This window comes from Pseudomonas sp. NPDC096925 (genome assembly GCF_044762545.1).
Classification (GTDB): domain Bacteria; phylum Pseudomonadota; class Gammaproteobacteria; order Pseudomonadales; family Pseudomonadaceae; genus Aquipseudomonas.
On record NZ_JBIWEM010000002.1, the window covers coordinates 13,524 to 27,089 of the forward strand.

13 protein-coding genes are annotated in these 13,566 nt (G+C 64.8%); 6 read left to right on the top strand and 7 right to left on the bottom strand.

The genetic code is table 11. The features are described 5' to 3' along the window. Positions 1-1,449 (bottom strand): ATP cone domain-containing protein (locus ACIQYU_RS06070; RefSeq protein ID WP_402798559.1); only part of this gene is annotated, 1,449 nt, incomplete at its 3' end. Between the two features lie 829 nt (positions 1,450-2,278). Between ACIQYU_RS06070 and ACIQYU_RS06075 the strand changes: the two genes are divergently transcribed. Both ACIQYU_RS06075 and ACIQYU_RS06080 read left to right on the top strand, forming a co-directional pair. Continuing rightward, the gene (locus ACIQYU_RS06075) at positions 2,279-2,977 is read left to right on the top strand and encodes a response regulator transcription factor (protein ID WP_207830699.1); all 699 of its coding nucleotides are present in this window, start codon (positions 2,279-2,281) and stop codon (positions 2,975-2,977) included. Beyond that, the gene (locus ACIQYU_RS06080; protein ID WP_402798560.1) at positions 2,974-4,581 is read left to right on the top strand and encodes an ATP-binding protein; all 1,608 of its coding nucleotides are present in this window, start codon (positions 2,974-2,976) and stop codon (positions 4,579-4,581) included. Before ACIQYU_RS06075 ends, ACIQYU_RS06080 begins: the two co-directional genes overlap by 4 nt. Before the next feature lie 3 nt (positions 4,582-4,584). On the opposite strand, the gene ACIQYU_RS06085 is transcribed toward ACIQYU_RS06080, so the two are convergent. Together ACIQYU_RS06085 and ACIQYU_RS06090 are read right to left on the bottom strand one after the other, a co-directional pair. After that, positions 4,585-5,286, bottom strand: coding sequence for a 4'-phosphopantetheinyl transferase (locus ACIQYU_RS06085; protein WP_207830702.1), 702 nt, complete (start codon positions 5,284-5,286; stop codon positions 4,585-4,587). A 109-nt stretch (positions 5,287-5,395) separates the two neighbouring features. Further along, complete coding sequence (locus tag ACIQYU_RS06090; protein ID WP_233688334.1) at positions 5,396-6,187, bottom strand: dienelactone hydrolase family protein; 792 nt, start codon at positions 6,185-6,187, stop codon at positions 5,396-5,398. 129 nt (positions 6,188-6,316) lie between these two features. Between ACIQYU_RS06090 and ACIQYU_RS06095 the strand changes: the two genes are divergently transcribed. The 4 genes from ACIQYU_RS06095 to ACIQYU_RS06110 all read left to right on the top strand — a co-directional run bounded on the left by ACIQYU_RS06095 (position 6,317) and on the right by ACIQYU_RS06110 (position 10,827). Beyond that, positions 6,317-6,922, top strand: coding sequence for an outer membrane beta-barrel protein (locus ACIQYU_RS06095; protein WP_013973837.1), 606 nt, complete (start codon positions 6,317-6,319; stop codon positions 6,920-6,922). A 150-nt stretch (positions 6,923-7,072) separates the two neighbouring features. Further along, complete coding sequence (locus tag ACIQYU_RS06100) at positions 7,073-7,750, top strand: response regulator (protein WP_233693773.1); 678 nt, start codon at positions 7,073-7,075, stop codon at positions 7,748-7,750. Then, positions 7,747-9,093: an ATP-binding protein gene (locus ACIQYU_RS06105; protein ID WP_063913041.1), complete on the top strand. Its 1,347-nt coding sequence runs from the start codon at positions 7,747-7,749 to the stop codon at positions 9,091-9,093. The genes ACIQYU_RS06100 and ACIQYU_RS06105 overlap by 4 nt, the downstream gene beginning before the upstream one ends. A gap of 411 nt (positions 9,094-9,504) precedes the next feature. Next, the gene (locus ACIQYU_RS06110; protein WP_025340279.1) at positions 9,505-10,827 is read left to right on the top strand and encodes a dicarboxylate/amino acid:cation symporter; all 1,323 of its coding nucleotides are present in this window, start codon (positions 9,505-9,507) and stop codon (positions 10,825-10,827) included. A 204-nt stretch (positions 10,828-11,031) separates the two neighbouring features. On the opposite strand, the gene tsaA is transcribed toward ACIQYU_RS06110, so the two are convergent. From tsaA to ACIQYU_RS06130, 4 genes are all read right to left on the bottom strand, one after another. Continuing rightward, a complete protein-coding gene (tsaA, locus tag ACIQYU_RS06115) occupies positions 11,032-11,724 on the bottom strand; it encodes a tRNA (N6-threonylcarbamoyladenosine(37)-N6)-methyltransferase TrmO (RefSeq protein WP_402798564.1) in 693 nt (230 codons plus the stop codon). 6 nt (positions 11,725-11,730) lie between these two features. After that, a complete protein-coding gene (locus tag ACIQYU_RS06120) occupies positions 11,731-12,192 on the bottom strand; it encodes a DUF1456 family protein (RefSeq protein WP_013973832.1) in 462 nt (153 codons plus the stop codon). 48 nt (positions 12,193-12,240) lie between these two features. Beyond that, positions 12,241-12,951, bottom strand: a complete 711-nt coding sequence (locus ACIQYU_RS06125; protein ID WP_207830709.1) for an rRNA pseudouridine synthase — start codon at positions 12,949-12,951, stop codon at positions 12,241-12,243. A gap of 77 nt (positions 12,952-13,028) precedes the next feature. Next, positions 13,029-13,481 carry a GNAT family N-acetyltransferase gene (locus ACIQYU_RS06130; RefSeq protein ID WP_063913038.1) on the bottom strand — a complete coding sequence of 151 codons (453 nt, stop codon included), beginning with the start codon at positions 13,479-13,481 and terminating at the stop codon, positions 13,029-13,031. Positions 13,482-13,566 lie beyond the last annotated feature (85 nt).

Consider the following 13,566-nt stretch of genomic DNA (forward strand, 5'->3'; position numbering starts at 1 on the left):
GGTGTTCATGTCGTGGGTACGACGACGGTCATCACCGGTGTTCTTGCGCAGCTCGATGAACTCTTCGATGTCCAGGTGCCAGGTTTCCAGGTAGGCACACACGGCGCCCTTGCGCTTGCCACCCTGGTTCACGGCAACGGCGGTGTCGTTGACCACTTTCAGGAACGGAACCACGCCCTGCGACTTGCCGTTGGTGCCCTTGATGTAGGAGCCCAGTGCACGCACAGGGGTCCAGTCGTTGCCCAGGCCACCGGCGAATTTCGACAGCATGGCGTTGTCGTGGATCGCGTGGTAGATGCCCGACAGGTCGTCCGGCACGGTGGTCAGGTAGCAGCTGGACAGCTGCGGGCGCAGGGTGCCGGCGTTGAACAGGGTCGGGGTCGAGGCCATGTAGTCGAACGACGACAACAGGTTGTAGAACTCGATCGCACGGGCTTCCTTGTCTTTCTCTTCCAGCGCCAGGCCCATGGCCACACGCATGAAGAATACCTGTGGCAGCTCGAAGCGCACGCCATCCTTGTGGATGAAGTAGCGGTCGTACAGGGTCTGCAGGCCCAGGTAGGTGAATTGCTGGTCACGCTCGTGGTCGATGGCCTTGCCCAGGCGGTCCAGGTCGTAGCCTTTCAGGGCCGGGTCCAGCAGCTCGAACTCGACGCCTTTGTCGATGTAGGCTGGCAGGGCCTTGGCGTACAGGTCGGCCATTTCGTGGTGGGTGGCGCTCTCGGCCACGTTCAGGAAGCCCAGGCCTTCGGCGCGCAGGGTGTCCATCAGCAGGCGGGCGGTCACGAACGAGTAGTTCGGCTCGCGCTCTACCAGGGTACGGGCGGTCATTACCAGGGCGGTGTTGACGTCCTTGATGGCCACGCCGTCGTACAGGTTCTTCAGGGTGTCGCGCTGGATCAGGTCGCCATCGACTTCGGCCAGGCCTTCGCAGGCTTCGCTGATGATGGTGTTCAGGCGGGCCATGTCGAGCGGCGCCAGGCTGCCGTCGGCCAGGGTGATGCGGATGGACGGGTGCGGCTCGACCACGGACTCGGCGTTCACGCGGGTGGCACGCTCCTTGGCGCGCTGCTCGCGGTAGATCACGTAGTCACGGGCGACTTTCTGCTCGCCGGCGCGCATCAGGGCCAGTTCGACCTGGTCCTGGATTTCTTCGATGTGGATGGTGCCACCCGATGGCATGCGACGCTTGAACGTGGCGGTGACCTGCTCGGTCAGGCGCGCGACGGTGTCGTGGATGCGCGACGAAGCGGCGGCGGTGCCGCCTTCAACTGCGAGGAACGCCTTGGTGATGGCAACGGTGATCTTGTCGTCGGTGTAGGGGACGACAGTGCCGTTACGCTTGATCACGCGCAGTTGGCCGGGGGCGGTGGCGGCCAGATCCTGGTTGGAATCGGCGGCCTGCGGCACCTTGGCCTGCGGGTTCTCGCGAGTTGTGTCGGTTTGCATGGGTGGGTGTCTCCACAGTTTCTATATTGTTCAGGCGCCTTTTGGGCGCCCACCGTTCCGTCCACTTGCTCGATGGCCTGGCGGGGATGGGCAATGCATGCGCATCCGCCCGCGCGGGCGTACCGACTTCGGGACAGACTCAGGAATAAGGGGCAATGGCTTGCCGCTCCCTGGCCGAAGTCAAAGGTTCTGGGCCGTGCCCAAAAACTGTTGCTGATGGATGCCAGGCCTGGCCTGCCACACCCATACCCGAACAAGGCCCTGGAAGGGCTTGCCTCGGTCGCCTCCGCAGGAGCGGTTTGGCTGCTGAAATCACTTGAAGTTCACCCGAAAAATCGCTTGATTTTGCGGGTTGACTTTTGTGTGTGATTTTGCACGAAACCCTATATCTAGTGGTTCGCTGCGATCGGGATACAAGATAATGCGGTATTGGGGGCTTTGCAAGGCGAGCGCCTGTGGATAACTTGTGCGTACTTTGTGAGTGAATGGTGGGTATTCGCTGTAGGCCTTGTGCCAAGTGGTTTGCAGTATTTTTCTGCGCCTTGCCGGTTCTGGGCAGAATTTTTCGGGCGCGAACCCTGTCACAAAAAACGGTTCAGTCGAGGGGCTGCTGGCAGGTTGGCAGTGCCTGGGGGCGGGACGTAGTATCCGAAGCAGATGTTGCCTTTTGGTTAAAGGGTCATGTTTCCTGCACCGGCCCCTTCGCGGGCTCGCCCGCTCCCACAGGTACTGTGCAAGCCTTGAAAGGGGCGCGGTCCCTGTGGGAGCGGGCGTGCCCGCGAACAGGCCGGTACAGGCCACAGAAAAACAACAAGCAAAGGCACAAGCCATGGACCACCCCGCACCCCGTATCCTCATCGTCGAAGACGACCAGCGCCTGGCCGAGCTCACCGCCGAGTACCTGCAGGCCAACGGCTTCGAAGTCAGCGTCGAGGGCGATGGCGCCCGCGCTGCGCGGCGCATCGTCGACAGCCAGCCCGACCTGGTCATTCTCGACCTGATGCTGCCCGGCGAGGACGGCCTGAGCATCTGCCGCCGGGTGCGCAGCCAGTACCCCGGCCCGATCCTCATGCTGACCGCACGCAGCGATGAACTCGACCAGGTCCAGGGCCTGGACCTGGGGGCCGACGACTACGTCTGCAAACCCGTACGCCCACGCCTGCTGCTGGCGCGCATTCAGGCCCTGCTGCGCCGCAGCGAAGCACCGGACAGCAAGCGCCAGGACCTGGCCTTCGGCGCGCTGCGCATCGACAATCGCCTGCGCGAGGCGCGTCTGGGTGAACAACTGATCGAGCTGACCGGTGCCGAATTCGACCTGCTCTGGCTGCTGGCCAGCAACGCCGGCCGGGTGCTGACGCGCGAGCAGATCTTCACCGCGCTACGTGGCGTCGGCTACGACGGCCAGGACCGTTCCATCGACATACGCATTTCCAGGATCCGCCCCAAGATCGGCGACGACCCGCTCCAGCCAAGGCTGATCAAGACCCTGCGCAGTAAAGGCTACCTGTTCGTTGGCGAGGCCTCATGAACAACTCGATCTTCCTGCGCATCTATGGCGGCATGCTGGCCGTGCTGGTGCTGGTGGCTCTGCTCGGGGTGCTCAGCCTGCACCTGGTCAACGAAGTGCGTGCCGCCCAGCACCGCGAGGGCCTGGCCCAGGGGACTTTCAGCCTGATGGCCGACAACCTGGCGCTGCAGAACGACACCGAGCGCAAGCGTTCACTGCTGATCTGGGAGCGCCTGCTTGGCGTGCCGTTGGCGCTGCAGCCAATGACCGCGCGCACCCTCGATGGTGGCCAGCGGGCGCGCCTGTACCGCGGCCTGGTGGTGGTCGAGAAGACCGGCCCGCATGCGGCCCAGGTACTGCGCAAGGTCGGCCAGGAAGACCTGATGCTGGTAGCGCAGATCAAGCAGATAAGTGAGCAACTGGCGCGGGCCACCCTCTACCTGCTGGCCGACGAACTGGTGCGCTACCCGGTAACCGAACAGCAGCAGCGCCTGGCACAGATCAAGAAAGAAAAGGGTTTCGGCTTTGGCGTGGCCCTGCAGCGCATCGAGCGGGTGAGCCTGGACGATGACCAGCGGCGCCGGGTCGAGGAGGGCGACACGGTCATGGCCCTGGGCAAGGATGGTGACTCGATCCGCGTGTTCGCCGGGCTGGCTGGCTCGCCCTGGGTGCTGGAAATCGGCCCGCTGTACCAGCTCAACCCGTATCCGCCGCAGTTGCTGATCCTGATCGCCTTTCTCGGCCTGTGCCTGATCGGCCTGGTGGTCTACCTGCTGGTGCGCCAGCTGGAGCGGCGCGTGTCGGGCCTGGAGATTGCCGCCACGCGTATCGCTCAGGGTAGCCTGGACACCCGCGTGCCGGCCGGCGACGCCGACTCGGTAGGGCGCCTGGCTGCAGCCTTCAACGGCATGGCCGAGCACCTGCAGCGCTCGCTGACCATGCAGCGTGAGCTGGTGCGGGCGGTTTCCCACGAGCTGCGCACGCCGGTGGCCCGCCTGCGTTTTGGCCTGGAGATGATCGAGAACGCCACCACCGAGCAGGCACGGGCCAAACACCTGGCGGGCATAGACGGCGATATCCAGGATCTCGACAAGCTGGTCGACGAGATGCTCACCTATGCCCGTCTGGAGCAGGGGGCGCCGGCCTTGAAGTTCCAGCGGATCGACCTGGATGCCTTGCTTGACCGGGTGATCGAAGAGCTCGCGCCGCTGCGTGCCGAGGTACGGGTGGTGCGAGGTGAATGCCAGGGCGCCGATGCCGAAGGTGCCTGGGTCGAGGCCGAGCCGCGCTACCTGCACCGGGCCCTGCAGAACCTGGTGGGCAACGCCATGCGCCATGCCGAGGCCGAGGTGCGCCTAAGCTACCAGTTGGGGCAGCAACGCTGCCGTATCGATGTGGAGGATGACGGCCCGGGGATCCCCGAGGGCTTCTGGGACCGCATCTTCACACCGTTCACCCGCCTCGACGACAGCCGCACCCGCGCCTCGGGCGGGCATGGCCTGGGCCTGTCGATCGTGCGGCGGATCATTTACTGGCACGCGGGCCGGGCCACGGTGGGGCGCAGCGCCGCGCTGGGCGGGGCCTGCTTCAGCCTGAACTGGCCACGGCAGCAGGCACCGTTGTGACGGTCAGACGCTGACCAGGCTGAGCAGGTGGCCGTCCTGCAGGCAGAACTGGCCCTGCAGTTCGCTGCCATGCCGCCACTGCGGCGACAGGTCGGTGAGCAGGCGCAGGCGGGCCAGGCCTTCGGCGGACCAGTCCAGCACTTCGGCGTGCTCGAAGTAGAAGCGCTGGCGGGTCAGCGGGTAAAGGGTCTTGAACAGGCTTTCCTTGAGCGAGAAAGTCAGGGTGACGGCAAGGCCGAGCTGGCGGCGGTCCAGGCGTTCGACTTCGGGTGGGGTGAGGATTTCGCCCATCAACCGCTCGGCGCGCTGGTCATCCAGCAGCGCTTCCTGATCCAGGCCCAGGCCCTGGCAACTGCCCTCGGCGGCGACCACGGCAGCGGCCCAGCCTTTGCCGTGGGTGATCGAGCCGTGGATACCGGCTGGCCAGATGGGCGAGCGGTCTTCGTGGGTGCCGGGCACGTAGTCACGGCCGTCCAGGCGTAGCAGCGCGGCGCGGGCGCACACCCGGCCGGCCAGATACTCGGCCTGGCGCTTGGCCACCGAGCGCTGCAGGCTGGCGCCTGGCACGACGCCGGCGCGCTGGAAGTCGTCGGGTGCCAGTCGTGTGGGGTCGAAGGCGCAACTGACCAGCACCGCGCCGGGTAGCGGGCGGGGCAGGGGCCAGTGGTGCTGGAGCGGGGCGCAGCAGGCGGGGAGTGTGTTCATGGGGGGTATTGTGCCAGCTGTACGGGCACTAAGGGAGCTAGCGTGGCAATGCATCCTTGGGGCAGCGGCCTTGCGTCGCGAAAGGGGCGCAGGGCGCCCCCGGCAATCCTTACTTGAACACCTTCCTGAAGAACGCCTGCATATCCGCCCACGAGCTTTCATCCGCCGCCTTGTTGTAGCCGATATCCGGCCCGCCATGCTCGCCATGGCTCAGCCGGTCTGCATCCGGGTTGGTAAACCCATGCTTGGCCCCTTCGATACTGACAAACTCATAGTCGACCTTGGCTGCATCCATCTCGGCCTTGAACGCCTCCACCTGCTGCGAGGTAACCATGCTGTCTGCCGCGCCGTGCTCGACCAGGATCTGCGCGCGTACCACCCCAGGCTTGGCCGGGGTCTGGGTGGCCAGTGCGCCATGGAAGCTCACCACGCCGTCCAGTTTTTCGCCGCGGCGTGCGGCATCCAGCACCACCTTGCCGCCGAAGCAATAACCGACCGCGCCCAACTGGTGCTTGTTGGTGTTCGGCTGCAGTTTCAGTAGTTCGAGGCCGGCATCGAAGCGCCGCTCCGCGGCCTTGGGGTCCTTCATCGCCTCTGCCATGAACGTCTGGGCGTCGGCCGGGTGCTCGGTGTGCTTGCCGTCGCCATACATGTCGATGGCCAGTGCGTTGTAGCCCAGCGCCGCGAGCTCGCGGGCGCGGCGCTTGACGTAGTCGTTCAGCCCCCACCACTCATGCACCACGACAATGCCGGGGCGCTTGCCTTCTAGGGCGTCGTCATAGGCGTAGTAGCCGACCAGGCGGTTGCCGTCGGCGTCCTGGTAGGGGATCTCGCGGGTTTGTACCGCCGCTTGGGCGAGGGCGGCGCAGCACATCAGGGTCAAGGCCAGCAGGGCACGCATGGTCACTACTCCTTGTTCTGCAAATGGTTCGTTCAGCCGGGGTTCAGCCAGGGTTCAGTCGCGGTTCAGGGTGCCCTGCTTACTCTAGCTTCCAGACCGAAACAGCGCACCCAACTGGAGTATCCAGCCATGAAAACCTTCAACACCCTGCTTGCCGCCATGGCCGTCTGCGCCGCTGGCATCACCACCGCCCAGGCCGCGGACGACAACTTCGCCAGCCTGACCTACGGCCAGACCAGCGACAAGGTTCGCAAGTCCGGCCTGCTGCAGCGCAACACCGACCACCTCAACGCCGACGGCATCATCGGCAAGGACGACACCTGGGGTGTGCGGGTGGGCAAGATCAATGACCAGGGCCGCTACTACATGACTTACGACAACGTCTCGGGCGACCACAGTGGCCTGAAGTTGCGCCAGGAGAACCTGCTGGGCAGCTACGACCTGTTCCTGCCGGTGGGTGATACCACCAAGCTGTTTGGCGGTGGCAGCCTGGGCGTGACCAAGCTGACCCAGGACTCGCCAGGTGCCAGCCGGGATACCGACTACGGTTACGCGTATGGCCTGCAGGCCGGTGTGATCCAGGACATCACCGACAAGGCCTCGGTGGAACTGGGCTACCGTTACCTGCGCACCAATGCCGCCACCGAAGTGGGTGCGCACGGCGGGCCGAAGGACGGCACCCTGCGCCTGACCAGCAGCGCGCAGACCTACCTGGCTGCAAGCTACAAGTTCTGACCGGCGAGCCGGGTTATCCTGTACCGGCCCTTTCGCGGCTAAAGCCGCTCCCACAGGGATCGCACAGTCCATAAAACCTGTGCAATACCTGTGGGAGCGGCTTTAGCCGCGAAAGGGCCGGTACAGGCAATACATATCAAGGAGCTGCACATGAAACTGCTGGTGGTCGAGGACGAAGCCCTGCTTCGCCATCACCTCTACACCCGCCTGGGCGAAAGCGGCCATGTGGTCGAGGCCGTCGCCGATGCCGAGGAGGCGCTGTACCAGGCCGGGCAATACCACTTCGACCTGGCCGTCATCGACCTGGGCCTGCCCGGCATCGGCGGCCTGGACCTGATCACACGCCTGCGCAGCCAGGACAAGACCTTCCCCATTCTCATCCTCACCGCCCGCGGCAACTGGCAGGACAAGGTCGAGGGCCTGGCCGCCGGTGCCGACGACTACCTGGTCAAGCCGTTCCAGTTCGAAGAACTCGAAGCACGCCTGAATGCCCTGCTGCGCCGCTCCAGCGGCTTCACTCAGTCAACCATCGCCGCCGGCCCGCTGGTGCTCGACCTCAACCGCAAGCAGGCGACGCTGGACGAGCACCCCCTGGCCCTGACTGCCTACGAATACCGCATCCTCGAATACCTCATGCGCCATCACCAGCAGGTGGTGGCCAAGGACCGCCTGATGGAACAGCTGTACCCGGGTGATGATGAACGTGACCCGAATGTCATCGAAGTGCTGGTCGGCCGCCTGCGGCGCAAGCTAGAGGGCGAGCGCGGCTTCAAACCCATCGACACCGTGCGCGGTCTGGGCTACCTGTTCACCGAGCGCTGCCGATGATCCGTTCGCTGCGGGTGCGCCTGATGCTGGCGGCCGCGGTGCTGGCGCTGCTGTTCATGCTGGCGCTGCTGCCGGCCCTGCAGAAAGCCTTCAGCCTGGCCCTGCAGGAGTCGATCGAACAACGCCTGGCCTCGGATGTGACCACGCTGATTTCCGCTGCGCGCATCGAGCACGGCCAGTTGCAGATGCCGACCCTGCTGCCGGACGAGCGCTACAACCTGCCGTACACCGGCCTGCTCGGCTATATCTTCGACCGCGATGGCAAGCTGGTCTGGCAGTCGCGGGCCACCGCCGCGCAGAACATCAACTACCGCCCGCGCTACGACGGCCGCGGCAACGAATTCGCCCGCATTCACCAGGCCGATGGCGAAGAGTTCTTCGTCTATGACGTCGAGATCAAGCTGCTGGGTGGCCAGAGCGCCGCCTACAGCATTGTCGCCCTGCAACCGGTGCGCGAATACCAGCACACCCTCGACGGGCTGCGCGAAAAGCTCTACCTCGGCTTTGGCGCGGCCCTGCTGGCGTTGCTGGTGCTGTTGTGGGCCGGCCTGACCTGGGGCCTGCGTTCGTTGCGCCGGCTCAGCCTCGAGCTGGACGACGTGGAGTCGGGGGCGCGGGATGGCCTGAGCCGCGAACACCCGCGTGAGCTGCTGCGCCTGACCGGCTCGCTGAACCGCCTGTTGCGCAGCGAGCGCGAGCAGCGCCAACGCTACCGCGATTCGCTCGATGACCTGGCGCACAGCCTGAAGACGCCGCTGGCGGTGTTGCAGGGGGTGGGCGAAAGCCTGCAGCAGCGTAGCGGCGAGCGCGAGCAGGCGCGCGTGCTGCAGAGCCAGATCGAGCGCATGAGCCAGCAGATCGACTACCAGCTGCAACGCGCCAGCCTGCGCAAGAGTGGCCTGGTGCGCCACAGCGTGTTGCTGCGACCGTTGCTCGACAGCCTTTGCAGTACCTTGGCCAAGGTGTACCGGGACAAGCGGGTGAACGTGACCCTGCAACTGCCCGAGGCGGCGCAGGTGCCGATGGAGCAGGGCGCGTTGCTGGAGCTGCTGGGCAACTTGCTGGAGAACGCCTACCGCCTGAGCCTGGGCCAGGTGCGTGTGAGCCTGGAGCAGGCGCCTGGGCAGTTGACCTTGTGCGTCGAGGACGACGGGCCTGGGGTGCCGGCCGACCAGCGTGAGCGCATTCTCGAACGGGGTGAACGGCTGGACAGCCAGCACCCGGGGCAGGGGATCGGCTTGGCGGTGGTCAAGGATATCGTCGACAGCTATGACGCCGAGCTGAGCCTGGGAGATTCGCCCTTGGGCGGTGCGGCGTTCAGAATCACTTTCAACCTGGATTGATTTGTAGCCTGTGCCGGCCCTTTCGCGGGTGAACCCGCTCCCACAGGTACCGCACAGGTCCTGAGCCCTGCGGGCACTCTGTGGGAGCGGGCGAGCCCGCGAAAGGGCCAGCGCAGGCAAAACACAATGGGCGGATTCCCGCCAACACCCCTGTACAAATCCCGCCACCGGGCGGAAATCCGCCAGCCTTTCTCCGCAGAATCGCCCCGTCGTTGGGCGTTTATCCCAGGCAAATACGGCCCTTGCACCCTTCGTGGGCATTTTGGCACCACCCTTGCTATTGATCCTCGCAGAGGCCTGCCCAGGCAGCTCGAACACAACGACAAATCCCTCCATGTGCAGGAGGGTTAGCGATTCAGGTGCCACATCGCCCTGGGAAGGGTGAACCGGCACACTTGAGGAAAATCAGCCATGACGACACGTCAGCCGCTTTACAAATCCCTGTATGTCCAGGTGTTGGTCGCCATCACCATCGGTATCCTGCTCGGCCACTACTACCCGGAGACGGGCGTCGCTCTCAAACCCTTGGGAGACGGCTTCGTCAAACTGATCAAGATGGTCATCGCCCCGATCATCTTCTGCACCGTGGTCAGCGGCATCGCCGGCATGCAGAGCATGAAGTCGGTCGGCAAGACCGGTGGCTACGCGCTGCTGTACTTTGAAATCGTCTCCACCATCGCCCTGATCATCGGCCTCGTCGTCGTCAACGTGGTCAAGCCGGGCGCTGGCATGCACATTGACGTCAGCACCCTGAACGCCAGCAGCGTGGCTGCCTACGCCGCCGCCGGCGCGCAGCAGACCACCGTCGGCTTCCTGCTCAACGTCATTCCCAACACCGTGGTCGGCGCCTTCGCCAACGGCGACATCCTGCAAGTGCTGATGTTCTCCGTGCTGTTCGGCTTCGCCCTGCACCGCCTGGGCAGCTACGGCAAGCCGGTGCTGGACATGATCGACCGCTTCGCCCACGTCATGTTCAACATCATCAACATGATCATGAAGCTCGCCCCAGTCGGTGCCTTTGGTGCAATGGCCTTCACCATCGGCCAGTACGGCGTTGGCTCGCTGGTGCAACTGGGCTACCTGATGGCCTGCTTCTACATCACCTGCCTGCTGTTCGTGCTGGTGGTGCTGGGCGGTATCTGCCGCGCCCACGGTTTCAGTGTCCTCAAGCTGATCCGCTACATCCGTGAAGAACTGCTGATCGTGCTGGGCACTTCCTCCTCGGAATCGGCCCTGCCACGCATGCTGGCCAAGATGGAGCGTCTGGGTGCGAAGAAGTCGGTGGTTGGCCTGGTCATCCCGACCGGTTACTCGTTCAACCTCGACGGCACCTCGATCTACCTGACCATGGCTGCAGTGTTCATCGCCCAGGCCACCGACACCACCATGGACATCACTCACCAGATCACCCTGCTGCTGGTGCTGCTGGTGGCTTCCAAAGGTGCTGCCGGCGTTACCGGCTCGGGCTTCATCGTCCTGGCTGCCACCCTGTCGGCCGTAGGCCACCTGCCGGTTGCCGGCCTGGCGCTGATCCTCGGCATCGACCGCTTCATGTCTGAAGCCCGTGCCCTGACCAACCTGGTAGGCAACGCCGTTGCCACTGTGGTCGTGGCCAAGTGGGTGAAGGAAATGGACAACGACAAGCTGGCATCGGAGCTGGCCTCCGGTGGTGCGCCGCTGGTCGACACCCGTCCGACCGACGACCTGGGCGTGGCTGAAGGCCCGGCTCGCTGATCGCGGGTTGGTGAAAAGAAAAAGGCGACCTCAGGGTCGCCTTTTTCATGTCTGTGCGGTGCGCGGTTCCTTGTGGGAGCGGCCTTGTATCGCGAAGGGGGCGCGCAGCGGCCCCAGGATATCAGCCATCCTGCAAGATTGCCGGGGCTGCTGCGCAGCCCTTTCGCGACACAAGGCCGCTCCCACAAGGTCTGCACACGCCCTTCAGGCCAGCACCACCTCCAACACCCGGATCACCTCCGGCTGCGGGTAATGCCACCTTACCTGCACATCCCAGAACTTCACCCCATACACCCGCTCTGCCGGTGGCACCTGGTAGGCCGGCCGGGGGTCCTGTGCCAGGCATTGCTCGATCAGTTCCACCAACGGCTCACCCAGGCGCAGTGCATGTTCACGGGCCTGGGGCAGGGCGTTGTCGCCCCACTGCACGGCGATCGCGGCAGGTGCTTCGCTGGCCATCCGGTTGCTGGCGCCAGCGATGCTGTCGGCGTACGGCACATACGGTTTGATGTCCAGCACTGGCGTGCCATCGAGCAGGTCGATCCCGGACAGCAGCAGGCGCCCTGGCTCCACGCCTTCCAGACGCACCACCGACTGGCCGATACCATTGGGCCGGTGAGTGGCGCGGGTGGCGAACACGCCCATGCTCTTGTTGCCGCCCAGGCGCGGTGGCCGCACCTTCAGGCGGGGTTTGTCTTCCAGCGCCTGGTGGAACAGGAACAGCAGCCAGACATGGCTGACCTGCTCCAGGCCCTCGACCGCATCACCCTGGTCGAACGGTGGCAGCAGTTCGAGCACACCGCGTGCAGCGGGTGCCAGTTGTGGCTGGCGCGGGATGGCGAACTTCTCCTTGAAACAGGAGCGGATGATGCCGACCGGGGTAACCGTATGCTGCATGGCCACTCAGCCGCGCACGCGCAGGGTCAGGCCCTTGAGGAAGTTGCGCAGCAACTGGTCGCCGCACGGGCGGTAGTTGTCGTGGCCGGCCTTGCGGAACAGCGCGCTGAGTTCGGGCTTGCTGACCGGGAAGTTGACCGACTTGAGGATCGCATGCAGGTCGTCTTCCTTGAGCTCGAAGGCCACCCGCAGTTTCTTGAGGATGAGGTTGTTGGTCACCGGCAGCTCGATCGGCTGCGGCGGGCGGCTGTCATCCTTGCCGCGGCGGTGGATCACCAGGCCGTCGAGAAAGTGCGCCATGACCCGTTCCGGGCAACGCACGAACCCTTCCTCGTCTTCCTTCTTCAGGTAGGTGGCCAGCACCAGGGGATGCACGTCGAGGCCGGATAGCCCGATGATTTCGGCCATCTTGGCGTCATTCACCTTGAGCATGTAGCGCAGGCTGCGCAGGACGTCGTTGTGGTTCATTGTTGCAGAATCCTGTTCAGGTGCCGCACCTGTCGCGCGGCGTATTGCTTAGAAACGTTCGGTAGTGGCCAGGTAGCGCCACTGGCCCAAGGGCAGCTTGCCCATCGACACGCCACCCAGGCGAATGCGGCGCATGCCTACCAGCTCCAGGCGCAGATAGGCGCACAGCTCGGCAATCTGCCCTGGCTGCGGGTTTTTCAGGACCATGCGCAGGTGGGTCTCGTTCTGCCAGCTGGCCTTGGTCCTGGGCAGCTCGCGGTCATTGCGGGTGGCACCGCGTGCCAGGCGTTCCAGCGCCTGGGGTGTGGTCTCGCCGCGCACTTCAACGATGAATTCCTGTTCCAGGCGGCGCAGGTCGGCGTCGATCTTGCGGGTTACCCGCCAGTCCTGGGTGAAGACCTGCAGGCCGCTGGCGCCGCGCTCCAGCGGTGCCACGCAGGCCTGCCGGGCGAAATGCCCGTGCAGGGCGCGTACACCCTCGCGATGGGCCTCGCTGAGGCTGCCCATGTTCATGCTGGCGCGGGCGATTTCGCTGTCCACGTTGGCTGGCTGGTTCAGCAGCAGGGTTACCGGTTCCAGCGTTTCGGCACGAGCACCCGGCAGCAGTTCGACGCGCTGCTGCCCGACCTTGAACTGCGGTTGCTCGACCACCACGCCATCGACCGTGACCCAGCCGCCTTCGATATACAGCTCGGCCTCCCGGCGGGAGCAGCCAAGCTGCTCGATAAGGCGTTTGGACAGGCGGACGGGTTCGGACATGACGGCAATTCGCAAAGGCAGGGAAAGACCTGCATTGTACCTGCCCGCGCGGCAGAGGGGCTGGGAATCTGTGTCATTTACGCCGTTTTGCGCAGGCGCATGTGCAGCAAGGGATAGGGCTGCCCCAGGCCGTCGGTTTCCGAACGGCCGATCACCTCGAAGCCTTCATGCAGGTAGAAGCCCAAGGCTTGCGGGTTCTGTTCGTTGACGTCCAGGCGCTCGGCATTCAGCTCGTCGATCGCATAGTGCAGCAGGCGCTTGCCAACCCCTTTGCCCCGGTAGGCAGGTGCAACGAACAGCATGTCCACGCGCCCGTTGGCGACCCCGGCGAAGCCGCAGATGCGTTGGCGGTCCTTGCAGCAGATCAGCATCACCGCGTCGAGGTAACGACGCAGTACCTGTTCGCGCAGCAAGACGATGTAGCCATCGGGCAGGAAGTCGTGGGTGGCGCGTACCGAGTCCTCCCACACCTGTACCAGTTCGCCGTAGTCACTCAAGCGCGGGGTTTGCAACGTCAGTACCGAATGCATGCCGGTGTTCCTCCGTGACGATAAGGCAAACATAGCAGGCCAACCACCGGTCGGCTTTTCCGTGCGGTGCTTGAACCTCGGGGTG